The sequence below is a fragment of the Moraxella sp. K23 genome (assembly GCF_041154765.1).
GTDB classification, from domain to species: Bacteria; Pseudomonadota; Gammaproteobacteria; order Pseudomonadales; family Moraxellaceae; genus Faucicola; species Faucicola tetraodonis.
Genome location: NZ_AP031595.1, coordinates 1,723,562 through 1,749,138, shown reverse-complemented (window position 1 = coordinate 1,749,138; position 25,577 = coordinate 1,723,562). Strand labels below are relative to the sequence as shown.

25 protein-coding genes are annotated in these 25,577 nt (G+C 44.3%); 18 read left to right on the top strand and 7 right to left on the bottom strand.

All coding sequences use genetic code 11. The annotated features are described in order from the left end of the window. Nucleotide 1 precedes the first annotated feature (1 nt). A complete protein-coding gene (locus ACAM37_RS07680; RefSeq protein ID WP_076774576.1) occupies nucleotides 2–970 on the bottom strand; it encodes a hydrogen peroxide-inducible genes activator in 969 nt (322 codons plus the stop codon). 571 nt (nucleotides 971–1,541) lie between these two features. Between ACAM37_RS07680 and ahpC the strand changes: the two genes are divergently transcribed. Further along, entirely contained in the window at nucleotides 1,542–2,108 is a 567-nt protein-coding gene (ahpC, locus tag ACAM37_RS07675) for an alkyl hydroperoxide reductase subunit C (protein ID WP_076774574.1), read from the top strand. A 138-nt stretch (nucleotides 2,109–2,246) separates the two neighbouring features. Continuing rightward, nucleotides 2,247–3,446: a putative hydroxymethylpyrimidine transporter CytX gene (gene cytX / locus ACAM37_RS07670; protein ID WP_369625913.1), complete on the top strand. Its 1,200-nt coding sequence runs from the start codon at nucleotides 2,247–2,249 to the stop codon at nucleotides 3,444–3,446. 154 nt (nucleotides 3,447–3,600) lie between these two features. Here cytX and ACAM37_RS07665 read toward each other — a convergent pair whose 3' ends face one another. Then, the gene (locus ACAM37_RS07665; protein WP_007116424.1) at nucleotides 3,601–3,825 is read right to left on the bottom strand and encodes a YdcH family protein; all 225 of its coding nucleotides are present in this window, start codon (nucleotides 3,823–3,825) and stop codon (nucleotides 3,601–3,603) included. A 338-nt stretch (nucleotides 3,826–4,163) separates the two neighbouring features. Here ACAM37_RS07665 and ahpF point away from each other — a divergent pair, with 338 nt between their 5' ends. The 6 genes from ahpF (at nucleotide 4,164) to ACAM37_RS07635 (ending at nucleotide 12,747) form a co-directional block, all read left to right on the top strand. Beyond that, nucleotides 4,164–5,747 (top strand): alkyl hydroperoxide reductase subunit F, encoded by a 1,584-nt coding sequence (gene ahpF, locus ACAM37_RS07660; RefSeq protein ID WP_369625912.1) that lies wholly within the window; start codon nucleotides 4,164–4,166, stop codon nucleotides 5,745–5,747. Nucleotides 5,748–5,956: 209 nt separating this feature from the next. Further along, entirely contained in the window at nucleotides 5,957–6,859 is a 903-nt protein-coding gene (locus tag ACAM37_RS07655) for a 3-hydroxyacyl-CoA dehydrogenase (protein WP_369625911.1), read from the top strand. Between the two features lie 166 nt (nucleotides 6,860–7,025). Next, complete coding sequence (locus ACAM37_RS07650) at nucleotides 7,026–9,941, top strand: hypothetical protein (protein ID WP_369625910.1); 2,916 nt, start codon at nucleotides 7,026–7,028, stop codon at nucleotides 9,939–9,941. Between the two features lie 118 nt (nucleotides 9,942–10,059). Continuing rightward, nucleotides 10,060–11,163 carry a 4-phosphoerythronate dehydrogenase gene (locus ACAM37_RS07645; RefSeq protein WP_369625909.1) on the top strand — a complete coding sequence of 368 codons (1,104 nt, stop codon included), beginning with the start codon at nucleotides 10,060–10,062 and terminating at the stop codon, nucleotides 11,161–11,163. Nucleotides 11,164–11,270: 107 nt separating this feature from the next. Beyond that, complete coding sequence (epmA, locus tag ACAM37_RS07640) at nucleotides 11,271–12,236, top strand: EF-P lysine aminoacylase EpmA (RefSeq protein ID WP_312535775.1); 966 nt, start codon at nucleotides 11,271–11,273, stop codon at nucleotides 12,234–12,236. Nucleotides 12,237–12,267: 31 nt separating this feature from the next. Further along, entirely contained in the window at nucleotides 12,268–12,747 is a 480-nt protein-coding gene (locus ACAM37_RS07635) for a DMT family transporter (protein ID WP_007116417.1), read from the top strand. Nucleotides 12,748–12,760: 13 nt separating this feature from the next. Here the strand turns inward: ACAM37_RS07635 and ACAM37_RS07630 are convergent, their stop codons facing one another. From ACAM37_RS07630 to ACAM37_RS07610, 5 genes are all read right to left on the bottom strand, one after another. Next, complete coding sequence (locus ACAM37_RS07630; RefSeq protein ID WP_369625908.1) at nucleotides 12,761–13,444, bottom strand: hypothetical protein; 684 nt, start codon at nucleotides 13,442–13,444, stop codon at nucleotides 12,761–12,763. 6 nt (nucleotides 13,445–13,450) lie between these two features. Beyond that, nucleotides 13,451–13,900 (bottom strand): YaiI/YqxD family protein, encoded by a 450-nt coding sequence (locus ACAM37_RS07625; RefSeq protein ID WP_050324487.1) that lies wholly within the window; start codon nucleotides 13,898–13,900, stop codon nucleotides 13,451–13,453. Between the two features lie 30 nt (nucleotides 13,901–13,930). Continuing rightward, entirely contained in the window at nucleotides 13,931–14,263 is a 333-nt protein-coding gene (locus ACAM37_RS07620) for a protein tyrosine phosphatase family protein (protein ID WP_369625907.1), read from the bottom strand. A gap of 75 nt (nucleotides 14,264–14,338) precedes the next feature. Continuing rightward, nucleotides 14,339–16,054: a SulP family inorganic anion transporter gene (locus ACAM37_RS07615; RefSeq protein ID WP_369625906.1), complete on the bottom strand. Its 1,716-nt coding sequence runs from the start codon at nucleotides 16,052–16,054 to the stop codon at nucleotides 14,339–14,341. A 103-nt stretch (nucleotides 16,055–16,157) separates the two neighbouring features. Further along, on the bottom strand, nucleotides 16,158–16,466 hold the full coding sequence (locus tag ACAM37_RS07610; protein WP_159772489.1) for a metalloregulator ArsR/SmtB family transcription factor: 309 nt from the start codon (nucleotides 16,464–16,466) through the stop codon (nucleotides 16,158–16,160). 298 nt (nucleotides 16,467–16,764) lie between these two features. On the opposite strand from ACAM37_RS07610, the gene ACAM37_RS07605 reads away from it, so the two are divergent. From ACAM37_RS07605 to folC, 10 genes are all read left to right on the top strand, one after another. Then, on the top strand, nucleotides 16,765–17,646 hold the full coding sequence (locus ACAM37_RS07605; protein ID WP_369625905.1) for an MBL fold metallo-hydrolase: 882 nt from the start codon (nucleotides 16,765–16,767) through the stop codon (nucleotides 17,644–17,646). Nucleotides 17,647–17,663: 17 nt separating this feature from the next. Then, nucleotides 17,664–18,086 (top strand): YgaP family membrane protein, encoded by a 423-nt coding sequence (locus tag ACAM37_RS07600; RefSeq protein ID WP_369625904.1) that lies wholly within the window; start codon nucleotides 17,664–17,666, stop codon nucleotides 18,084–18,086. A gap of 129 nt (nucleotides 18,087–18,215) precedes the next feature. Next, complete coding sequence (locus ACAM37_RS07595; RefSeq protein WP_369625903.1) at nucleotides 18,216–18,860, top strand: phosphoribosylanthranilate isomerase; 645 nt, start codon at nucleotides 18,216–18,218, stop codon at nucleotides 18,858–18,860. After that, nucleotides 18,861–19,514, top strand: a complete 654-nt coding sequence (locus tag ACAM37_RS07590) for a cold shock domain-containing protein (protein WP_369625902.1) — start codon at nucleotides 18,861–18,863, stop codon at nucleotides 19,512–19,514. Nucleotides 19,515–19,608: 94 nt separating this feature from the next. Continuing rightward, the gene (locus ACAM37_RS07585) at nucleotides 19,609–20,361 is read left to right on the top strand and encodes an SDR family NAD(P)-dependent oxidoreductase (RefSeq protein WP_369625901.1); all 753 of its coding nucleotides are present in this window, start codon (nucleotides 19,609–19,611) and stop codon (nucleotides 20,359–20,361) included. 16 nt (nucleotides 20,362–20,377) lie between these two features. Next, on the top strand, nucleotides 20,378–21,604 hold the full coding sequence (gene trpB / locus ACAM37_RS07580) for a tryptophan synthase subunit beta (protein WP_095356362.1): 1,227 nt from the start codon (nucleotides 20,378–20,380) through the stop codon (nucleotides 21,602–21,604). A 3-nt stretch (nucleotides 21,605–21,607) separates the two neighbouring features. Further along, complete coding sequence (locus tag ACAM37_RS07575; protein ID WP_050323989.1) at nucleotides 21,608–22,258, top strand: LysE family translocator; 651 nt, start codon at nucleotides 21,608–21,610, stop codon at nucleotides 22,256–22,258. Nucleotides 22,259–22,282: 24 nt separating this feature from the next. Continuing rightward, the gene (gene trpA, locus ACAM37_RS07570) at nucleotides 22,283–23,104 is read left to right on the top strand and encodes a tryptophan synthase subunit alpha (protein ID WP_312385712.1); all 822 of its coding nucleotides are present in this window, start codon (nucleotides 22,283–22,285) and stop codon (nucleotides 23,102–23,104) included. Nucleotides 23,105–23,252: 148 nt separating this feature from the next. Continuing rightward, nucleotides 23,253–24,158 carry an acetyl-CoA carboxylase, carboxyltransferase subunit beta gene (gene accD / locus ACAM37_RS07565; protein WP_050323991.1) on the top strand — a complete coding sequence of 302 codons (906 nt, stop codon included), beginning with the start codon at nucleotides 23,253–23,255 and terminating at the stop codon, nucleotides 24,156–24,158. Nucleotides 24,159–24,182: 24 nt separating this feature from the next. Further along, on the top strand, nucleotides 24,183–25,517 hold the full coding sequence (gene folC / locus ACAM37_RS07560) for a bifunctional tetrahydrofolate synthase/dihydrofolate synthase (RefSeq protein ID WP_369625900.1): 1,335 nt from the start codon (nucleotides 24,183–24,185) through the stop codon (nucleotides 25,515–25,517). The last annotated feature ends 60 nt before the right edge of the window (nucleotides 25,518–25,577 follow it).

Here is a 25,577-nt window from a genome sequence, read left to right as displayed (position 1 = left end):
ATTATGCCTCTGTGGCGGGCTTCGCTGAAGTCATGGACTCAGAATCTGCGATGGCTAGCGAAGCAGACGCCGATTCGCTATCGTGTAACCCTTGGGCAAACAAGCGACCCAATAGATTCACATCATCGACCCGCGCATAGTTGAGACGGGTGACAAACGCCAAGCGGCGATGCGGACCGGCTTCATTGAGCGGCACTAACGACACATTGTCAGTTTGCTGGCGCACTTGCCCAGCTGCCATTTGCGGCACTAGCGTGGTGCCCATACCGCTGATAGCCATTTGAATCAACGTATGCAGGCTTGCTTCACTAAAGGCGTGTTTGACGCGGCTTTTATCCAAATGACATACCGATAGCGCATGATCGGTCAAACAATGTCCTTCGCCTAGCAGCATCAAGTTACTGTTGGCTAACTCATCGGCATTGATGCTAGGTAAGTTGGCATGTTTACTTTCTTTAGCAAATACCGCCAAAAACGTCTCTGACCAAAACTCAAATGATAACAAGCCGTCAGTATTGTAAGGCAGCGCAATAATGGCGGTATCAATCGCGCCATAACGGACTTTTTCAAGCAATCGCTCAGTTTGTTCTTCTACCACATTGAGCTGAAACTGTGGGAATTGTTGGCGCAGTAGCGGCAATACCTTGGGCAGCAAAAACGGCGCAATGGTTGGGATGATACCAATCGTCATCGGGTAGGCGAGTGGGGTTTGGTGCGTCTGGGCGCGGGTCACCAAATCATTGACTTCGGCAAATATCCGCGTAGCTCGCTCAAGAATTTCTTCCCCAATCGGGGTGATTAGCACTTGTTTGTTGTTACGCTCAAAAATTTGGGTGTCAAGCTGCTTTTCCAGCTCTGCAATCCCCAAGCTTAAAGCAGATTGTGAGATATTACACTCTTCTGCTGCCCGTTTAAAATGCTTGTATTTGGCAACTGCCAATGCAAATTCTAATTGTCGTAATGTAATCATGGTTTGAATTTTAACCTTTAAAATAGCGTAAAATCTTCGCTAACGCGTTTTAGTTAAAGATAAATAAAAAGATGAAAAGGTAAAAAAACTGACGGCTACCCTAGCAAACAACACGCAAAAGATGCATGCTAAAAGCTTCAATTAACCGAATCATTTCAAATTTAGTTTACCATTTTTGTGTGCTTTTACGAGGGGAATCTTTTTTAATCTATCATTAATTTGGTCTTGACAGTAAACTCATTATCGAGCCTTTCAAAATAATTACAAGATAGCCTAAAGATTGAAACTACAAGGCAAAAACCTCAAGGTTAATTTAAAAAATTAATCAATAAATTAAAAACTTTAAACTAGACTGAATCTTAAATTGTACTAAGATAGACCCATCGATAACAACGTTTGGTGTGTAAAAAATAACAACCGCCTATAGCCTAAAAAGCTAAGAGCCTAAAAAGCTAGGTTGCCAATGACATCAAATTTGTGTTATCAATATAGCACTCACTGATTTGGCTTTGTCAAATGGTGATGTTGCTAAATTTTTAACCACAACAATAGCTTATATAAGGAAAAATCCATGGCTGCAATTATCAACCAAACCATTCCAGAATTCAAAACTCAAGCATATGTGAATGGTGAATTCAAAGAAATATCATCAGATGACGTTAAAGGCAAATGGGCAGTGTTTTTCTTCTACCCACATGACTTTACTTTTGTTTGCCCAACTGAACTTGAAGACATGGCAGACCACTACGAAGAAATCAAAGCATTAGGCGCGGAAGTTTATGCGGTATCGACAGACACCCATTTTGTACACAAAGCATGGGCAGATGCGTCACCTGCAATCGCTAAAGTAAAATACCCAATGCTTGGCGATGGTACTGGTAAAATCACCCGCGGCTTTAACGTGATGATTGAAGAAGACAACGCTGCGCTTCGTGGTACTTTCTTGGTAGACCCAGACGGTAAAATCAAAGTGGCAGAAATTCATGACTTAGGTATCGGTCGTTCTGCCAAAGACTTAATCCGTAAAATCCAAGCCGCTCAATACGTGCGTGACAACGACGGTGAAGTATGTCCAGCGGCCTGGGAAAAAGGTAAAGAAACCTTAAAACCAAGCCTAGATTTAGTGGGTAAAATCTAATCTTGATGGTCTAATGTTTTATTGACTGACAATTAGATAAAGTTAAAAACCTCAAATTGAAAGATTTGGGGTTTTTTTATTCAACTACTGTTGTTAACAATGATAAAATCAGCTTCTTTGAAGCTTGAGAAAATAACCATGGATAGCGCACAAACCACTCACCAAACTGGCAGTCAGACCACAAGTAGCCATTATGCCTTGCTTTGGGCAGGGGCAGCTGTGTCAATCGCTGAGATTTTAACGGGCACCTACCTTGCGCCGTTGGGGTGGGAGCGCGGCTTGTTAGCCATCGTCATTGGGCATATGATAGGTGGAGTGCTATTTTTTCTAGTCGGCTATATTGGGGCAACCCAACGCAAAAGTGCCATGGAAACGGTGAAGGGTAGTTTTGGTTTTCAAGGTGGGATGCTTTTTGCTTTGCTAAATGTTGTGCAATTGGTCGGTTGGACAGCCATCATGATTTATGATGGGGCATTGGCGGTCAATGGGATTTGGGCTATCGGACAAGCGGCCTGGTGTGGTGTGATTGGCGCGCTGATTGTGCTGTGGCTGTGGATGGGCAACCGCTTCTTTGGCAAAATCAATGCGTTGGCGGTAGCTGGGTTATTTATGTTAACGCTTATTTTGTCGTTTAAATTATTTAAGTTAGCCGCTGGGGATGTGGCAGCGACAAAAGACGTGGCAGCAGCGATGAGCTTTGGGGCAGCCGTGGAGCTCGCGGTCATTATGCCATTATCATGGTTGCCACTGGTGAGTGATTATACTCGCCATGCGCAAAATCCTTTGCAAGCGACACTCGTGAGCACCGTGAGCTATGGGGTGATGAGTGCGTGGATGTATGCGATTGGACTGGGCATGGCGTTGTATACCCAAACGTCGGATTTTGCCCAAATGCTATTACAGCTTGGATTGGGCGTGGCAGGGTTATTGTTGATTGTGCTCGCGACGGTGACAACCACGTTTTTGGATGCGTACTCGGCAGGCGTGTCGGGTGTGTCGCTGTGGCAAAAACTTCCAGAAAAAGGCTTGGCAATTGGCATTACCCTCATCTGTGCCATCGCAGCGATGCTGTTTCCCATGGATGATATCACTGAATTTTTATACTTTTTAGGCTCGGTGTTTGCGCCAATGGCAGCCATTCAAATTGTGGACTTTTTTATTTTAAAAAATACCGATATTAAACAGCGTTTTAATGTCAAAAATTTGATTGTCTGGGCGATTGGTTTTTGCTTGTACCGTTATTGGCTTGCCCATCCACTCGATATCGGGAATACCTTGCCGGTGATTATGGTGACGATGCTGCTATGCTTCTTGGTTAATGTATTCACAAAAAAATAATGCCGTCAGCCACGCTTAAAACAGTTTTTTTACAGTCCAATTTTCTTAAAGTAGGGTTGATTGGTTGATTTAAGCCTTACACTCGCTATCAATAGCAAAAGCCCTGTCACAACGAACAGGGCTTTAATCAATAAAATCGAACTTAGCTTAGAACTTATTTGTTTTTATTGTCTTCTAAGATTTTGTAGATTTCATCCTTTAATTGCAGTTTTTGTTTTTTTAATGCTTCAATTTCGTCGTCACGGCTGCCTGCTGCAACAGGATCTTTTTCTAGGTTAATGATTTGAGCATCTAATTCGTTGTGTTTATCAAATAATTTTTCAAAGTGTTTATCAGAAGTTTTTAGTTTGCTAATAAGTTCGCGATGTTCTGGAAACATAGTCCTTTCCTTTTTTTGGTTGTATGTGAAAAATAATGCAAAGGGGTCAATACATAAGACAAATTTGATTGAGTTGGTATATTGCATTTGTCTTATTAGCATTGTAACGAAAAATTGTAGGGTTGACTATACGCTAATCGGTAACAATTGGTGAGGGGGGAAAAGCCATACTATCAATGCACTTAAGTAATTTATCTATTAATATTTTGTTATATAAAATAATAAACGTTTTGTTTTTTAAAACATAGCTATCAACTTTCTTAGATTGTCAAAGCCCACAAAAATCACAATAATAAGGTTAACACAATGACTTATCCAATGACTAGAAGGAAAATACCATGTTAGATCAAGGTTTATTAGATGCAGTGAAAAGTTATAGCGAACGTATGACTCGCCCGATTGAGTTTGTGTTGGGTGAGGGTGAACATGAACAGCGCGCTGAACTGGTGGATTTTTTGACCCAAATTGCAGGCACTACTGATAAGATTAGTTTGAGTCAACAATTCGATGCCAATCTATCACCGATGAGTTTTAAAATCCGTAGCCAAGACAAAGATACGGGTATCATTTTTAGTGGTATTCCCGGTGGTCACGAGTTTACCTCATTGATTTTGGCTATTTTACAATCAGGTGGCAGTGAGCTCAAACTTGACCCAGGTATTCAAAATATCATTAAGGCGATTAAACAACCGCTAAAATTTGAAACTTTCGTCTCGTTGTCTTGCCACAACTGTCCTGACGTGGTGCAAGCGCTAAACCAATTTGCGTTACTCAATGACAACATCAGCAATGAAATGATTGATGGTGGTGTGTTCCAAGACATGATTAACGAGCGCAATATCCAAGGCGTACCTGCGGTATATTTAAATGGCAAACCTTTTGCCAATGGTAAAATTGACACTGCCAAACTCATCGAGAAACTGCAACAGCAATATCCAGATTTGATGAGTGCTGCAGCAGTAGCCGAACAGCTTGAGGAGCAAGATGTGACCATCATCGGTGGCGGACCTGCGGGTGTGGCGGCTGCCATTTATGTGGCACGTAAAGGCTTAAAAGTGACCATGGTAGCTGATCGTATCGGTGGGCAAGTGAAAGATACCCAAGATATCGAAAACTTGATTTCAATCCCATTGACCAATGGTAATGAATTATCTGCCAATTTTGTCAAACATATTACCACTTATAGTATCACGGTCAAAGAAATGGTAAGCGTGACATCCATCACCGAAAATTCTGCACAAATAAATGAGCAAGGCGAGGATAAGCTAACCTACCAAATTACGCTCAATACCGGTGAAAGTTTCGCAACTCGTGCGATTATCGTAGCGACGGGGGCAAAATGGCGTAAGCTTAACATCAAAGGTGAAGATGAAAATATCGGTAGCGGCGTCGCATACTGTCCGCACTGTGATGGTCCGTTCTTTAAAGGCAAAGACGTGGCAGTTGTGGGCGGTGGTAACTCAGGGATTGAAGCGGCAATTGACTTGGCAGGCATTGTCAAACACGTGACAGTGTTAGAATTTGCTGACACGCTCAAAGCAGACCAAGTATTGATTAATAAAGCCAAAGAGCGCGATAATATCGATATCATGACGAGTGTAGCGAGCCAAGAGGTTAAAGCAACTGATGGTAAAGTCAGTTCGCTGATTTATCAAGACCGTACCACCGGTGAAAACAAAGAATTGCCCCTATCTGCTATCTTTGTGCAAATCGGACTGGTGCCAAACTCGGAAGTGGTCAAAGATTTGGTACAGGTGACCAAATTTGGTGAAATCGAAATCAATGAGAAATGCCAAACCAACAAACCCGGAATTTTTGCCTGTGGTGATGTCACTACCGTGCCATTTAAGCAAATTAATATTGCGATGGGCGAAGGTAGTAAAGCGGCACTCAGTGCGTTTGAATACCTTATGTTGCAATAATTTTTCACCTTTTTTTTTAGTTATTTTTCAAAAAAAGCCAAACCTCATAGTTTGGCTTTTTTTTGGCGGGCAATTTTTTTTGGCGAGTAACTTTTTTTGGCGGGCAATATGGTGTTGCCTTGTCAGTCTATATTGGCGCGGTAGGCATACTACCCAAAATCCGCTACAATAACTTGCAAACTATTAATAGCGATTTAAAGGAATAAATCATGACAACAGCAAATACTTCATCCATCAAGCAGGTGACGGTAGCCGGCGGCGGCGTACTGGGTTCTCAAATCGCCATGCAAAACGCCTTTTTTGGCTTTAACGTCACAATCTTTGATAAAGAACCCGAAAAGGTCAAAGAGCGCATCGCAAAACTCATGCCCATCTACGCCAAATTCTATGACAAAAGCCCAGTACAAGCCCAAGTAATCACCCATGCGATTCGCTATGTGACTGACTTAGGCGAAGCAGTGGCACAGGCTGATTTGGTGATCGAAGCCTTACCAGAAGTCCTCGATATCAAAAATGAATTTTATAAGGCCCTGGCAAAGGTAGCCCCTAGCCACACGATTTTTGCCAGTAACAGCTCAACGTTGATTCCTAGCCAAATGGTCGAGGCTACAGGTCGCCCCGATAAATTTTTGGCGTTACACTTTGCCAACCGTATCTGGGTGAACAACACCGCAGAAGTCATGGGCTCAGCGCATACCGACCCTGCGGTATTTGACAGCATTGTTGCTTATGCCAAAGCCATTGGCATGGTGGCGTTACCACTCAATAAAGAACAGCCTGGCTATATCTTAAATACCCTATTAGTGCCTTTTTTAAATGCCGGCATGCACTTGTATGCCAATGACATTGCCGATCCCCAGACCGTTGACAAAACCTGGATGATTGGCACAGGCGCACCGATGGGACCGTTTGCCATGATGGATATCGTAGGGGTTAATACCATTGTTAATATCAGCCAGCAAAAAGCCAAAACAGGCTCAAAAACTGCCGAGCGATTTATCCAAAAACTGCAAACCGAACTGATCGATAAAGGTCGCACAGGGTTTGAAGTGGGGAAGGGTTTTTATGATTATCCAAACCCGGCTTATAAAGACCCTGATTTTTTAAAATAAACCTCAAAAAAGTTTAAAAGTCAGTATTTGAAAGTCAGTAGATGACAAAAGCCTATTGACCTAACATGGGCTTGGTTTTTTTATTGCGGCAGCACCCACGGCTAGCACTTGCCAAAGCCAACAATTTACCCCAAAATGATAAAAAATTGTTGCCAAAAACCGCCCGATGAAGCCAACCATAGCCCAACAAATCAACACCTTATTATATTATTTGCAGACCAAACAGACACCGCCGTTTGAGATACTGTTTTGGGAAAACTTGCAAAAGATTGACTTTGATTATTCAGCCAACAGCCTACAACAACTTAGTCGGTTTTTTGCAGCAATGGCAAAACGCCACATTCAATTGCCACAATTATTGGCAAACCAAAGCGGGCAAGCACTTGTGGTAGCGCTCGCCGCCTATATTGCAGACTATTTAGCCAAAACCACCGGGCAACCGATTGCTTGGTATGACTATGACAGGATGTCAGCGCAGCTGGCACGGCAAAATAAGTACCCCACCCAGTCACAGTTACCTGCCGATTTTTACGCGTCACTCACCGCGCGCATCGGGCATAAGGTATATTGCCAACCGCTTAAGTTATTACCAGATTTGTTGCAGGGTAAGGACGTGTTGCCACAGTTTATTGCCCAGATGACGCAGACCCTCTATCAGCAATCGCAAGTCAACTTATTGCAATCGCCTGAGGCAGTGTGTCAGGGCTATTTGGCAAAAGTGAAAACAGGCAAACTACAAGACGATGCTATCGCATTTTCTACCTATTTGGCAGCGGTGAATTTTGATCATAGCCGTGATAGTTTGGTGCAAATTGATGAGGCGTTATCGGCTATTCAGCAGGCGTTTGGGTTTACGCAAGCGGATTATCTGGACTTTTTGCAAGACGCCTCACGTCAAGCATTTTGCTATTTGCTGGGGTTTTATATTGGCGTGACCAGCAGTCGCTTGGTAAATGCGCCCGTGCGCTGGGTATCTTTTGCGCAGATGTATGACAGCTTGGGCGAGGAGTTTACTGAATGCCTTGAGCATAGTTTTGTGCTGCTGTTTGAGGACTGCTATCGCACGCCAATGCTGGTAGTGACCAATCGGTTATTTGGACTTGCTAGCAATTTTCCGACCACCGCTGCTGAGTTTGCGGATATTGTGCAGCGGCAAAATGCAGGTCACCTAGCGGTTTATCCTTATCAAGACGCTGTCAAATCTACCGCTGACTTGCCAGCGCATTGGACGTCAGCCATGCAGGTGGCGGGTGCTTTAGTGGCGTCTGTGCTATCAAGGCTATCACAAGGTCAGCCGATTTTACCTTCTGTCTATCAAGCCCATAGCAGCGACAATAAAGCCGATGAATTAACCGCATTTAATCCATCTAATATTAAGTTGTTATCACCTAGCGATACGGATTTAGCCACAGTTACAGCCACAGATACAGACACGGTGATTGATAGCCTCTACCAAACGCTGCATCAAAATCCACAATTAGCCCCCATAATCGTCGGCTGTTTTGATAGCTATACCAATTTGCCGATGGGGCGTACTGAAGGGATCGTGATTGAGATATGGGTGTATGAAAACCCTCGCTTACAGCTGCAGCTTGTGTTGCCGTATCAGTCTGCCAATGATTGGCACAGTCTAAAAATTTATCCGTTAGTCAGTCATCAAAACGGCGCACAAACAGCGCTTACCTCGGAACAAATAACCGCGTTAACCACGCACTTTTACCAAGCGCTGTTAAGCGCACCTTCACAAAATACCGCGGTCAAAACGCTGTGGCAAGATGCCTATGTCAATCAACTGGATAGCTGGGTATTGCCGCCCAAAGACCAGCGTATCCAGCAACAAAACGCGCAGCTGGTGACGCATTTTGATTTTGCGCTATTGCCGATACTCGATAATCAAACCAATGTGAATATGGCAGCTTTTGACTATACCAGCATTGATTGGCGCGGGTTTGATTTGGCGAAACATATTTTGCAAACCAGCCACCACGAGCAAAGCTATTTGCAAGTATACGCCAGTGATAACTTGATTAAAGATGAACTGTATCGGCAAGTAGAAGCGACTGAGGATTTATATCGCTATGGCAAAGTGGTGTGGGGCGTGGTGATAAAATCTGATGCAGAGTTAACCAAGCCTATGTCAGAAAAAGAACGAGACACGCCTTTTGCCAACTATCGGGTGAGTTGTGCCGACATTTTGTTTGATCCAAGCGGGCAAGCAAGGGTAGAAGACTTGCAAGCCAAGGCAAGTCAATTAATGGATGCGGTTGGCACAGTCAATCAGCCTTCAAATACTACGCCCGACGTAGCGTTTTATCAATTACATTGCCAAGACCACACATCTAGGGTATTTAATTTGGCTTATCCAGCCAGTATCGCAGTGACAAACTATCGGATAACTACAAGTTGGATTTGGCGGCGTCATTTGCCCAATGGCATGTTATCAAACAGCGTAGTGCCCATTATTATTCATACTAATGCTTACCAAAATAAAGCCGAGCAGGGCGAAATTATGGTATTGCCTAGCCAATTGTGGGATAAAGCCTATTATCATTACTGGCTAAGCTTGGCTTATGAGCAGTTTGGGCAAAATTATGATTTACTTCCCTATATCCACTGGCAGCAAAAATACGCACAGGATAGCACCGATGTCGCAATCCAAAAGCGGCTATGGCCAAAATTTAAACCCAACCGAGCACCTAATCGAGCACCTAGCCGAGAACAAAGTTCAGCTATCGGATTGATGTCAGACAAGCTAGAAAATCCAATGTCAGCTACTGCTAAGCAACAAGCAACTATTCAACAAGCTGCTATTCAACAAACGACTGGGCAAAAACTTGCTGATGTACAGCCAACTTTACAGCCATCGATAGCGTCAACATCACAGGCAGCCCAGACACCAAAAGCGCCGCCACCATCCTCACTATCCAATGAGTTGACGCAGCAACTTATGAATGACAAGCTGCGCTTACAAACCCAATTATCTACCAAAGATACAGCCAAAGATAAAAAACTCCTAGTGATTGCTATCGGTGGGGTGCTTGTTTTGATTATCATGGTGATATTGGTCAAAATGATGCGATAAATTTGCCCAATTTTTATTTGAAAAAAGTCAGCATACGCATCAAAAGGTCATAAAAATTTGTTATGCTAACGGTCTGTAAGTTGGATTATGACAACAAAAAGAAAGATAGGGATACAATATGAAAATTATTGCTGATGGCAATATTGCTCATTTAAGCGATTTTTTTAATGAACACACTTTAGGGCGACCCATCGAATTGATTGCGATGGCAGGACGCGAGATTGACGCGGCTGTGATAGATGAGTATCAGCCTGATATTTTGCTGGTACGTTCCGTCACGCCTGTCAACAAGCTGTTATTAGACAACAATAAAAGCGTCAAATTTGTCGGTAGTACCACCATCGGCATTGACCATGTCGATGTGGAATACCTCGCCAAGCGCGGTATCATTTTTGCCTATGCCGCTGGCTGTAGTAAACACTCGGTTGCACAATATGTGGTGGCAGCGATTGCCAATTTGCGCCCTGACTATTTTTTCAAACCCATCAACCTTGGGATTATTGGGGTGGGCAATATCGGTAATACGCTAGCGCAATATGCGATTTCCTATGGCTGGAATGTGCTGGGTTATGACCCACTCAAACCACCGTCGGTAGTCAACAACGCCAAACTTGAAACTGTACTGCAAGAAAGCAATGTGATTAGCTTTCACGTGCCGCTGACGCATGCGCACAACAGCTCATATCCCACCCATCACGACTATCTGATGACCCAAGCACGCTGGCAAACCGTATCCGACACTGCCATCATCATCAATACCTCGCGCGGTGAAGTGCTCGGTCGTGATGATATTGTCGCAAGCCCGAATGTGTGTGTGCTCGATGTGTTTGAACACGAGCCCAATATCGATGCAGAGCTGCTCAAAGCCTGTAGTATCGTTACCCCGCATATCGCAGGTTATACTCTAGAAGGCAAACTTAGGGGTACACAGTTTGTCTATAATGCCTTATGCAAATATTTACAGGTTGCCCCAACGGTTGATTTTCATAGCTTGATGCCAGCTGAAGTGCCGCTGTTTCAAGAAGTGCATAACCCACTCAAAGACCACGAGCGCCACCAACTGCTCAATAAAATTCCTGTGATGTATGATATCAAAGCCGATGACAAGCGTTTACGTAGTGTGGCAAACGCAAACGGTGATATTGAAGGCAAAGACTTTGATAACCTGCGTAAAAATTATCCGCTGCGCCGTGAATGGCAATCATACGTGTTCAAAATTTGATAAAAATGTTCACCATGACATAAAGCAAAAATAGCCAGTATGGGAAAATACTAGCTATTTTTTTTGGGTCTGCTAATATTGTCGCAAATCCACCTATCCAAACTGCTATGTCAACCACTTATCAACCTACTTGCACCCTACAAACCGCCCAAGCCCGTGCTGCGATGTACGCCACCATTCGCCAGTTTTTTGCCGAGCGACAGGTGCTAGAAGTGCAAACCCCAGTGATGTCACAGGCGGGCAACACCGATATATTTTTGCAATCCGTCTCTAGCAATGTCACTGTGAGTGACCATCCAACAACCTATTATCTGCACACCTCACCCGAATTTGCCATGAAGCGTCTATTGGCAGATTGGCAAGTGCCGATGTACCAGATTTGCCCCGTGTTTCGCGACAACGAAATTGGCAGCCGCCACAACATTGAATTTACCATGCTTGAATGGTATCGTCCCAATTTTAGCTTGGATGAACTGGCAAAAGAGACCAACGATTTGGTGTCCGCGGTACTCGGCTATCCGGTGATTTTTGACCATTATCGCTATGTGGATGCCTTTATGGATTTTGTTAAAATTCATCCCTTCAACGCCAGTTGCGATACCCTCAAAGCCATCGCCAAAGATAATGGTCTTAACATTGATTTGGGGGAGGATCACCAAGGCTGGTTAGATTTGTTATTTAGTCATTTGGTGGAGCCTAATTTGGGAAAAGCGCTACCGACACTCATCTACGATTATCCTGTCGCCACTGCCGCGCTTGCCAAGACGGTCACAGACAAAGATGGCAATCGGGTAGCTAGACGCTTTGAGCTGTATATCAATGGTCTTGAAATCGCCAACGCGTATGATGAGCTGGCTGATGGACAAGCGCTGCGTCTGCGCTTTGATGAAGACAATGTGGCGCGTAAAAAACGCGGGCTACCTGTGATGCCAATTGACGAGAACCTGCTGGCAGCTTGTGATGCCCTGCCAGCTTGTAGTGGCATTGCGCTTGGCATCGATCGACTGCTGATGATTAAAACGGGCAAAACCCATATCCGCGATGTCATCGCTTTACCCACCCCTCACGCCTAACAGCAGTGAACTCAAAAAAATAGGAATTGATATGAAAATTTGGCATTTATTTTTGGGGCTGATGGCAGGCTTGGGCATCCCGATTCAAGCGGCGATTAATACCCGATTGGGCGCAATGTTTGGTGGTCAACCGCTAATGGCAGCATTCGTATCGTTTACGGTTGGCGCGCTATTATTGTTCTTGGTGTCTTTGCTATTTGTCGATTGGCAAGCGGTACAATCGGGTTTATCAGACATGCAAATCAGTGATTGGTGGAAATGGCTTGGCGGTGCGCTGGGCGCGTTTTTTGTTTTTGCGTCGATTTTTTTAGCACCAAAAATCGGTGTTGCCAATACGGTGTTTTTATTTATTTTAGGTCAGCTGGTCATGGGCATGGTGGTGGATAGCTTGGGTTTATTTGGTATGCCTGTTAAAACCCTGCATTGGAGTAAATTTTTGGGGATTGTATTGATGCTGGTGGGCGTATCGCTTTTTATGTTTGGACAAAAATGGTTTGCTAAGTCGTCATAATGCTACGTTTAGGTCAATGTTCAAACCCAATCGCTAATTGCTGGATGTAGTCATTGAATTTGTGTCCATCTTGCGAACCAATCATAAAGGCATTGGGAATAGACTCATCCATACCCAATAACATCACTACGCCAAAATCCTCAGCTTGAAAATAGCGCTCATGCGGCTGCCGCAGTTCGATGATTTCACTGGCGATATGCTGTAATTTTTCATTCAAATCGGCTGGAATTGACCGTCCATCAAAATCATAAATTTGGGCATGGTGTTTTAATCCCCCATTGACGCCATTAATAATCGCTTGCGCCAGTAAAAACTCCGCTAACGGTAATTCATCAAACCAATGAATCTCGCTTTGTTCAATCGCATCAAAGTTGCGGCTCATTTGCACCATCGGGTTATGCTGCTTTTTTGGGCTTAGGGCATCTATATGAATGCCCCAAACGGCATCATCATCGCAGGTTTTGCCAATGACGAGATGGTCGCCCAAGCGTTCTAACGGCAATAAGCAAAGGTGATTAAAGCCACTATTGAGACTAGCAATATTGCCTAAAGCCAATAAATAATGATACAAACCTGCAGGTAATTGAACGCCCAAGGCCTGCTCATTTTGTTCAATCATCGCCTGACTGACACCCAGCGGTTCGGAGTGATTTTCCAGTTGATACAATAACTTAATAGCACTAATAGGGTTTAGCATAATCAACTAGCGAATCCAAGCGTTCAAAATATTGGCAAAGGCTTGTTTGTCTTTGTCGCTATAGGGGGCTTGTCCACCTTGCTGTGAAGGTTCTAACACGCCCGTACTGCGCATGGTATCCATAAAATCGCGCATATTAAGCTTTTGCTTGATGTTGTCTTTGTCATACACAAAACCGCGAGAGGTGACTACCTTGGCGCCTTTTTCAATGCAGTCATTGGCAAGTGGGATATCGCTGGTGATGACCACATCACCCGCCACACAGTGCGCTGCGATATAGTCATCTGCTTTATCAAAACCGCCTTCGACCACTGTCATCTGCAAAACTGGCAACCGCGGCAAAGCAATGCCGCGATTGGCGACAAAAATCGTCGTCGTCTGCGTGCGCTCCGCAGTTTTGATGATGATTTGCTTGGCAATATTGGGAATTGCGTCAGCGTCTATCCACAGGGTGATTTTTGCTGTCATGGTTTTCACTAAAAAGGATTAGTCGTCTAGCAAATCAAGCTGTTTGGCAGATTGGAATAACACGTTTGAGCGGTTGCCCGAACGACAGAACATAAACACGGGTTTTTCTGCTTGATTAAAAATCTCGGCAAACTGCTCAACTTGCTCACGGGTTAATTGACCACCAACGACCGGTAGATAATGATAGGCGAGCCCTGCTTGCTGTGCTTTAGTAGCGATATCTGTTTGCAGCGGTTGGTTGAGTTCTTCGCCATCGGGGCGGTTGTTGATGATGGTTTTAAAGCCTTGCGCCCCGATTTTGTCAACTTGCTGTGGCTCAATTTGACCATAAAAAACAGTATTGTTTGGCATGTTGTGTTTCCTTATAAAGTTAGCGATAAAGTTAGCGTTGATTATTCATGTTTTTACTGACTGCGACAAGTATATTTATTGGGTTAATTGTTTAACCGCTTGTTGCGTACTTAAAAATACCTTGCCTGTTAATTTTTGAATCACATCGGTTTTTTCAATCACATCCATCACAGGCCCTTTGACTTCCGAAAAATGTAGGGCGATAGCTTGAGCTGCCAAATTTTGGTTTAAATTGATGAGCATATCTTGTGCCGTCAAATCAATATGATTGACTGCCGATAACATCAGCACCAGATTTTTAGTCTGTGAATGACTGGCAATTGCTTGCTCAATAAACTGTAGTACGGACTGGGCATTACCATAAAACAGACTTTCATCAATGCGAATGATCAACAAATCATCAAACTGGGTTACTGCATGGCGTGCAACATTACGAAAATGCCCGGTATCACCGATTTGACCGACAATCGCGATATGCGGATGGCTGGTTTGCCAAATCAGGCCTGCAAAGGAGGCTAACAGCCCCGCCACCAAGCCAATATTTAGCCCAAACAATAACACACCTGTGAGTGCCACGCCAAATGCCAGTGCATCGAGTTTGTCATAGCGCAGCGCTTGCTTGAGCGTTTGTACATCAATCATACTGATAATCACTGACATGATAATAGCGCCCAATATGGCATAGGGAAGTGGCTCTAAAGTCTGGCTAAAAAACAGCAGCACCAATGCCATCACCAGTACCGATAACATACTGGCAAGCGGACTTTGCGCGCCCGCATCGACATTTACCGCGGTGCGTGAGAAGCCACCGACAATGGTAAACGACTGAAAAAACGCCCCTGCAATATTGGCAAAACCCAACCCTTTAAGTTCCAGATTAGCATCGTAAGCTTCATGGCGTTGTCGCGCAAATGAGCTGGCAACCGAGTTGCTAGAGACAAACGCAATCAGCGCCATCAATCCTGCTGCAGGCAATAGATTGATGAGTTCTACGGGCGAAATCTGATAAAACGGCAGCACAAAATGCGGCAAACCACTGGGTACATCCGCCACTGTGCGAATACCGATAGCGGCAAAATTGCCAAATTGACTGGCGATAATACCGATTGCCAGCACCGCAAGGGGTAACATACGCGTGATGACCTCAATGATTTTGGGGGCTAATAAAGGCTTGAGCCAAGTTTTAAGATAATAGCGGTTGATAAACAGTACGGTGAATGCCGCAACACCGACCATCAAGGTGGGCACGTGCAACTCACGGCGGTGAAACAAAAAAGTTTCAACATTCTCTAGCAGTGAATTGCCACTGATCGCGATACCCGTCACATATTTGATTTGCCCGACCAAAATCAAAATCGCCGCACCACTAATAAACCCTGCCGTCACGCCACGGCTAATAAACTGGGTAATCCAGCCGAGCCGAAACACGCTTGCTAGCCACAATAGTGCCCCTGTTATCAGCGCCAAAAATGACGCCATAATGGCGTAATGCATCGGTGGTAATTCGTTATAGGGCTGCAGCGCTTGTGCGGTCATAATCGCAGTAATCGCCACAGGACCGACGGCATTGACCGAGCTTGCGCCAATCCACGCATACACCAGTACCGGTACAATCGCCGAGTATAATCCATACACAGGGGGCAACCCTGACAGCATGGCATAACCCAAACTTTGCGGAATCACCAAAATACCCACGATAACACCCGCCAACAAATCTTGACTGAGATTTGCCTTGTTATAGTGCGTTACCCAGTGGGGTAAGCGTCGCAAGTTGGCTGCATGTAATGGCAAGGTGGTTATCCCGATACAGTGGTTACTCTGATAAATTAGTGTCCGATAAATTAGCTTCCAATAAATTCCAATAAACTAGCAGACTGGTTAGCTTTAGATTTAATTATTTTGTCTGACAAAAGCGATCATACAGTACATTGAGGATTGCCAAGGCATCCTCACTGGCGACTGAATAATAGATTTGTTTGCCCTCGCGGCGGGTGTTGACCAACCCATCTTTACGCAAAATCCCCAATTGCTGCGACAGACTTGGTTGACCCAGTCCCACTTTCTCTTCAAGCTGGCTCACACAATGCTCACCTTGCGTCAATTGACACAGCAGCATCAAGCGGTCAGGATGAGATAACGACTTTAACAACTGGCTGGCTTTTCCTGCAGCAGCGTGCATTTGCTCGAGCATGGTTGCATCCATCGACACAGGCGCATCGGGCTGCGGTTCGGCAATTTCAGACATGACTTTCCCCCAAGGTGTTTTGATCGCTGATACGCAACGCCTGATACTAACTGCTGCTACCATCAAACTTATCACATAATTTTAAAATCAATAAACGTTTGCGCCAATACAATATATTGAAAAACATATTATAAAATAATATAATGAATTGAGCAACGCCTTGCAATGCGGCTATTATACAAAAGTATAAAGTGTTTTTTCAGTTGAAATTGCCATAAAGATATGCCAAAAGCGTTTTTAGATAACAGGAAAACTTATGAACATTCATTCTTTTTTAGACAAAGACACTGAAACTTTTACCCACGTTCTAGTTGATGAAGCTAGCAAACACTGTGCCATCATCGACCCAGTATTGGATTTTGACCCCGCAGCCGGCAAAATTAGCTATGACAATGCCAATAATGTCATTGGGTTTGTCAAATCACAAGGGTTGACCTTGGACTATATCATCGAAACCCACGCCCATGCCGATCATTTATCGTCCGCGCCTTATATCAAGGCGCAATTAGGCGGTAAAATAGTGATCGGTAAATATATCGATAAAGTGCAAAAAACCTTTAAAACCATTTTTAACTTTGACGACCTAGACACCGATGCCAGTCAATTTGATATTTTGACTGAGGAAGGCAGCGAGTTAACACTGGGTGATTTGAGCATTACAGCCATGCATGTACCGGGTCATACCCCAGCCGATATGGCATATAAAGTGACGGATAAAAGCGGGAACAAAGAAAAAATTGCGGTATTTGTCGGGGATACTATTTTTGCCCCTGATGTCGGCTCTGCACGCTGTGACTTTCCTCATGGTAGTGCCGAGGATTTGTATGACTCGATTCAGCGTTTATTAGCCTTGCCCGATGATACCCTGCTGTATCTTTGCCATGATTACCCACCCAAGGGCGGGCGTGAGCATATCGCAACGGTTTGTGTCGGTGAGCAAAAATTACGCAACATTCATGTCAAACAAGGGACGCCTAAAGCAGAGTTTGTACGAATGCGTAACCAACGTGACAAAACACTTGCAATGCCACGTTTGATTTTGCCATCAGTACAAGTTAACATCAATGCAGGTGAATTGCCAAAACCAGAAAACAATGGCGTTCGCTACCTTAAAATTCCCTTAAATCAATTATCATAAAATAAGGAAAATAATAAATGAAAACCAATGTGGGCAACAAAGAGCGTATCGCGCGTGTTGTGGCAGGTCTAGCTTTACTAAAATCAGCGAAAAGCAAAAAGATGAAAATGCTTGGCTTAATACCCTTAGTATCGGGTGCGACAGGTCATTGTCCTTGTTATAGCATGCTAGGTATCAACACCGCTAAATCAGCAGCAGATAGCAAAAAGCACTCTAAAGTGCAATCCAAAGACCATGCTAAAGATAGCGCTGATGACAAAAGCACCGTGATTGACAGTGTCATGCAAACAGCTGAAACCTTAAAAGAAACAGTTCAAGAAAAAGCAGCCACGCTTAAAGAGACTGCTCAGGAAAAAATAGAAGAACTTGCAGACGCCAAGAAAGCTGACGATGCAGACAAAGCGGAAAAGTCAGAACAATCAGAAAAAAAAGAGGCTTAATCTAGGCGGCTTTAATTTAAGCGAATGTGACATTCGTTATAGCCTAATAAAAGACTGAGAAAAGGCATCCGTTTGGGTGCCTTTTTTCGTTATACTAGCTTTTATCATTTTCAAGACAAACACAACTCAATGAAAAATACAGCGGTCAAATTTTGCGGCTTTACCCAACTTGAAGATATTACAAATGCGGTCAATCTTGGCATCGATGCAGTGGGTTTTGTATTTTATGAGCCAAGTCCGCGAGCGGTAACCGCCGAGCAAGCCTGTGAGCTTGCCAAAGCGGTGCCTGCGTTTACCACGGTGGTGGCACTCGTGGTTAATATGCCCGAGCAAGAATTGGTTTATCTATCGCATCACGTGCCGTTTGATATCGTGCAGTTTCACGGGGATGAATCGCCGCGAGAATGCAAGCTGATGGCGGATAGAATTAATAAACGCTGGATAAAAGCATTACGTATCAGCCATGATGACACCACGCAGACGATTGTCACCCAAATCCAAGCGCTTAAAGACTTTGGCGCCTGTAGCGTGCTACTTGACGCCTATCATCCCGATAAATTTGGCGGAACGGGCGATAGTTTTGATTGGGAAAAAATCCCTAAACACTCGCCACTGCCGATTATTTTGGCGGGGGGATTGACCGCAGACAATGTGGGTGACGCAATTACACAAACAGGCGTGTATGGCGTGGATGTCAGTGGCGGTATTGAATCGGCGAAAGGGGTGAAAAGTTTGGCGAAAATGACAGGTTTTTTAGCTAAAGTGAGGAATTAAATGAGTATCGGTAAAATTGTACGCTGGCACGATGACAAAGGTTTTGGCTTTGTAAAATCTGATGATTTGGATAAAGATGTATTTGTGCATATTTCGGCTTTTCCCCCTAATTCACTTCGTCCAAAAGTTGGTGATGATGTCGTTTTTCAAGTTGAAAATACGCCAAAAGGGTTACAGGTGACTAGAGCAAGATATAAAGATCAACTAAATGATAATGTTTCGACAAATGCTCAAAAAGGAAACCTTTACTTAGAATTAGAGCGAGATGACAATATTTCTCGACGTAAAGATAGTGATATGTCTTTCCCAAAAAAATCCCATAGGCATAGACAATCAAAATTACCAAATAATAAGCCAAAAGGTTTGTTTAGTTCTCTATTTGGTCTTTTAGCAATTGCTTGCCTTATCTATTACGGCTATCAGAATTTGTCAAATCGTTCAGAATATACTAATTCGCAAGTATCTAAGCAAACACTTGCTAATATAGAGCAACAAAAATCGGTTAATAATACCAATTTCAAATGTGATGGTAGACAACATTGTAGCCAAATGAATTCACGTGAAGAAGCTGAATGGTTTTCACAAAATTGCCCTGATACTAAAATGGATGGTGATAAAGATGGTGATGTCTGTGAAAACGATAGTCGTTGGTAACATTTTAAGTAAGTCAAACATTAACATTGCAATTTCAGCAAAATACTTTATACTAGCGTTCTAGTACGATAGAACAAAAAACTACAGGTGAAAAATGAATATCTTGGTCACAGGCGTAACCGCAGGGTTTGGCAAAGCGATTGCCGAATTACTCATCTCAAAAGGTCATACCGTCATCGGCACTGGCAGACGCCAAGAAAAACTGGACGAACTACAGAGCCAACTGGGCGATAACTTTATCCCGCTAAACTTTGACGTATCAGACTTGCCCGCCACCAAAACCGCGCTACAAACTTTGCCAAATGATTTGCTTAACAACATCGACGTACTGGTCAATAACGCAGGATTGGCACTGGGACTTGAACCCGCGGATAAAACAGACTTTGCTGATTGGCAACAAATGGTCAATACCAATATTCTAGGCTTGATTCATTTAACCCATGAAATTTTACCTTTGATGGTCGCCAATAACGACGGTTACATTATTAATTTAAGCTCAACCGCAGGCAATTATCCGTATTTTGGTGGTAATGTGTATGGCGCGACCAAAGCCTTTGTGACCCAGTTTAGCCTAAACTTACGTGCCGATTTGGTCGGTAAAAATATCCGTGTCAGTAATATCGAGCCAGGACTATGTGGTGGCACAGAGTTTAGCAATATTCGCTTTCATGGCGATGACGCCAAAGCTGCCCAAGTTTATGACAGCGTGCAGTATGTCACCCCTCAAGATATCGCCAATATGGTGGCATGGCTGATTGAACAGCCCAAACACGTCAATATCAACCGTATCGAAGTCATGCCAACCGCACAAACCTTTGCAGGCTTAAAAGTCGTTAAAGATTTATAAAATTAGAGAGAAAATAATGAACATTCAAAACCCAACTGAAGTAAAAGACTTCAATCAATACCCAGATGCCAGCGGACATTTTGGCATTCATGGGGGACGCTTTGTCTCTGAAACCCTGATGGCAGCACTGGAACAACTTGAGCATATCTATAACACTGCCAAAGCTGACCCCGAATTTTGGAAAGCCTTTCAAGACGACTTGGTCAATTACGTTGGCAGACCAACGCCACTTTATCATGCCAAGCGCCTAAGTGACGACATTGGCGGCGCGCAAATTTATCTTAAACGTGAAGACTTAAACCACACAGGCGCTCACAAAGTCAACAACACCATCGGTCAAGCCTTGCTTGCCAAAATGGTCGGCAAAAAACGCATCATTGCCGAGACAGGTGCAGGGCAACATGGCGTAGCAACTGCCACCATCGCAGCGCGTCTAGGCTTAGAGTGCGTGGTGTATATGGGCGCGGATGATGTCGAGCGCCAAGCCATGAACGTGTATCGTATGCGCTTGCTTGGGGCGACAGTGGTACCTGTCACCTCGGGTACTCGCACGCTCAAAGACGCCATGAATGAAGCCATGCGTGACTGGGTCACCAATGTCGATAGCACTTATTATGTCATTGGCACTGTCGCAGGCCCGCACCCATACCCCATGCTGGTGCGTGACTTTCAAGCGATTATCGGCAAAGAAGCCAAACTACAACACTACCAAAAAACAGGCAAACTGCCCGATGCGTTGGTCGCCTGTGTCGGTGGCGGTAGTAATGCCATCGGACTGTTTTATGACTTTTTGAATGATAAAGACGTCAAAATGTATGGTATCGAAGCCGGCGGTGATGGGGTCGAGACAGGCAACCATGCTGCACCACTTACCGTCGGTCGAGTGGGCGTATTACACGGCAACCGCACGTATTTGATGGCGGATGATGATGGGCAGATTTTGGGCACTCATTCGATTTCAGCAGGGCTGGATTACCCGGGCGTGGGTCCTGAGCATAGTTTCTTAAAGGATATCGACCGTGTGCAGTACGTACCTTGTACCGATGAAGAAGCGATGCACGGGTTTCGTGAATGTACCCAAAAAGAAGGCATTATTCCTGCACTAGAAAGCTCGCACGCCATTGCGTATGCGTTGAAACTTGCCAAAACCATGAGCAAAGACCAGTCGATTATTGTCAATCTGTCGGGGCGTGGGGATAAGGATTTGCACACGGTCATGAAACATGATGGGATTGAGATTTGATTGATGCAGATTAATTTTACGATAGTTATTGCCTATGTTTCAGCCATCATTTTATTTTTAGGAACGCCTGGACCTGTCACGGTGATGGTCGCTAACACCAGCGTCAAACATGGTATCAAAGCAGGTATTGCCACCATTGCTGGTACCAATAGCGCATCACTCATTTTGATTGGCGCATCGTTTGCGGTGATTCAAGGCATATTTGCCATCAGCGAACAAGCGCTACTGTGGCTGACGTTGTTTGGTTCTTTGTATGTGCTATATTTTGCTATCAATATTTTAAAAGACCGCGTTAATTTAGAACAAGTGGCTGCCTTGCCAAGGCAGGAGAGTAAACACCATTTTAAAGATGGGTTTATTGTTGGCATTTCAAACCCCAAAGATATTTTGTTTTTTATCGCATTTTTTCCGCTATTTTTTGCGATTAGCAATGATAAAGTCTTAAGTATAGCGTTACTGGTTGGGATTTGGATGCTGCTTGACTATGGGATTTTAAGTATATATGCCGTAATGTTTTCCAAAATCAAAAGTAATAAATTGGCAAATGTTATCAATAAATTATCTGGACTGGTTTTGACGTGCGTGGCTGTATATGCCAGTGTGATGACCGCATGCAAACTATATCTTGGTACAAAAATAATTAGCCATCACTAAATAAAATTTGTTGAGAGTATATTTATGACAACCCGAATTGAAACCACATTTAACACGTTACGAGAGCAAAACAAAAAAGCTTTAATTCCTTATGTGATGGCAGGCGACCCAAACCCAAGTGTTACCGTCAGCTTACTGCATGAACTCGTTGACCACGGCGCAGACGTCATCGAAGTTGGCTTGCCATTTTCCGACCCGATGGCAGACGGTGAAACTATCGCACTCGCAGGCGAGCGCGCAATGGCAGGTGGCACCAGTACCCGCCAAGCGATTGAGATGGTAAAAGCGTTTCGTAAAACCAACACCACCACGCCAGTGCTAGTCATGGGCTATCTGAATCCGATTGAAATCATCGGTTATGACAAGTTTATTAGCCTTTGTCAAGATGCAGGGATTGACGGTGTTTTGATGGTCGATTTACCGCCACAAGAAGCGGGCGATTTTACCCAAAAACTCGCCAATTCCGCAATGAACGAAATCTTTTTACTTGCGCCAACCACCTTGCCAGAACGCCGCGAGCAAGTGTTAAAACATGGCGGAGGTTTTATCTATTATGTATCGGTCAAAGGCGTGACAGGCTCAAAAGCATTGGATGCCCAAGATGTGGGCGAGCACGTCCAAGCGATTAAAGCACAAACTGCTTTGCCTGTGTGTGTTGGTTTTGGTATTCGTGATGGTGCATCGGCAAAAGCAGTCGGACAATATGCGGATGGTGTGATTGTGGGTAGTGAGCTAGTGAAAAACTTTGCGGATGTGGGCAATGATGAACAGAAAATTGCCCATGCCAAAAAAGCTATCTTAGATAAAATGGATGAGCTAAGAGAAGCGATTGACAGTCTTGAGTGATAGAATGGTTTGAGGTATTTGAGGTTAATCATTTCATTTATTGCTAAAATCAGTTAGCATACGCATTATAAAATGAGTTTGTACTTGTACACTCAAAAAACTACTATTCATTGGCACTCTTAAATTGCACTGTTAATAGGGACTTATTATGAGCACTGATATGAAGCCTCAACCGATGGGACAGACACTGGAAGAAACTTGGTTAAAACGCCCATTACCCACCATCAAGCCGCGTGCCAAGCAAATACTGACGGCGGTTGAGACCGAACCATCGACTCAATGTCCCAACTGTAATTCAATCATCACCAATACGGCGCTGATTTTTAATAATTATGTCTGCCCATCGTGTGATGAACATCTTAGCATGACCGCCCGCACGCGTCTGAACTGGTTTTTTGACCAAGTAGATGATGAGCTAGGGCAGCAGTACCAAGCAGGCAATCCATTAGACTTTGTCGATAGTAAACCTTACCCAACACGAATGAGCGAAGCGCAAGCCAAGACAGGCGAAACCGAAGCGCTTATCGTTATGAAAGGCAAACTTCAGCGGCTACCCGTGGTGGCTTGTGCGTTTGATTTTGCTTTTATGGGTGGCTCCATGGGCTCTGTGGTAGGCGATCGATTCGTGCTCGCTGCCGAGACGGCGCTCAAAGAACAAATCCCGCTGGTGTGTTTTGCCGCATCGGGTGGCGCCCGTATGCAAGAGGGCTTGTTATCACTCATGCAGATGGCGCGTACGGCCGCAGCGATTGAGAAACTCAAACACGCCAATATTCCTTATATTGTGGTGCTGACCAATCCTGTGTATGGCGGTGTAACGGCATCGCTTGCTATGTTAGGCGATATCCATTTGGCGGAGCCCAAAGCCATGATTGGTTTTGCGGGCAAACGGGTGATTGAACAAACCGTTCGCGAGGTACTGGGCGAGCCCTTCCAGCGCGCTGAGTTTTTGGTAGAGCATGGTGTGGTCGATCAAGTCGTTCATCGTCTACAAATGAAAGAAACGATTCATCGTTTACTCAAAAAAATGACCTATTTTCGTCAGGCTCACTAATTCATTATTATCACGGTTTTATCCATGCAACAGTCAAACTCACCATCTCCATTGCCGCCTAGCGTTTCAAGCTCGTTAACCGAGTGGCTAAACTATATGCAAGGCATCCATGTGTCCGCGATTGATATGGGGCTTGAGCGGGTGATGCCCGTATTTCAAGCATTGGGTATAAAGCAAACCGATGCCTTTGTATTTACTGTGGCAGGCACCAATGGCAAAGGCTCAACCACCGCCACTATTGCCGAGATCTGTCAACAAGCAGGCTATAAAACCGCTTTATATCAATCGCCGCATTTACTGGTGTTTAACGAGCGTGTCAGAATCAATGGAGAAATGGTCGATGACCAAACTTTGATTGATGCGTTTGCCAAAATCGAGCAGGCGAGATTGGATTGTGGGTTGACGCTGTCATTTTTTGAAATGACGACGCTTGCCGCGTTTTTAATTTTTGCCCAAAACCACTGTGATGTCTGGGTATTGGAAGTGGGCTTAGGCGGCCGCCTCGATGTCGTTAATGTCATCGAGCCAAACCTTGCGGTGATTACCAATGTGGGTATCGACCATGTCGAATGGCTCGGCGACACCCGTGAAAAAATAGCCGTAGAAAAAGCCGGTATTTTGCGTGATAACCTCACATTGGTATATGGCGAAACCGATATGCCATCAACCATCGCGCCTTTGATTGCACAGCACCATGCCCATTTGCTACAGTATGGCAAAGATTATGGCTACCGCCATACTGAGGCGGCAGCGACATGGCAATATAGCAATAGCGCAGTGACTTTATCGTTGCCTATCCCCAATTTGTCTTTGCACAATACCGCAACGGCTATCACCGCCATCTTAGCCAGCCCATTAACCATAACCCAAGACCACATCCAAGCTGCGTTACCAAAGGTAAAATTGGCAGGGCGTTTTGACAGCAGACGCATGTCAGCTCGCCAATGGGTGTTTGACGTTGCCCACAATGAGCATGGGATGAAGTTTTTGCTCAAGCAGTTGGCGCCGTATGTGCATGCCTACCAACGCCAGCATCCAACCGCCAAATTGCATTTGGTCATATCCATGCTCGCTGATAAAGACATCGAGCCGGTGCTCGCGCAGCTACAGCAATTCTCTCAGACGGTAATGCCGATTGACAGTGTTCACAGCGGCGTTATATCTCACCCTAGAGCCAGTAGTCAAGAACGCTTAACTGAGTTGTTGCCACGCTACTTTAATTCTGTGTCTATTTTTGAGGATTTGAATTTGGCGACTCAATCTGTGATTGACCAAAGCCAAGATAATGACCTGATTTTGGTGTGTGGTTCTTTTTATACCATCAGCGGTGTATTGACCAGCCAATCACTCAGTGAATAACGAATTTGTGCGTCAAATGATTTTACTTTTCAAAATTTTCAGTTAATATCTCAATAATGG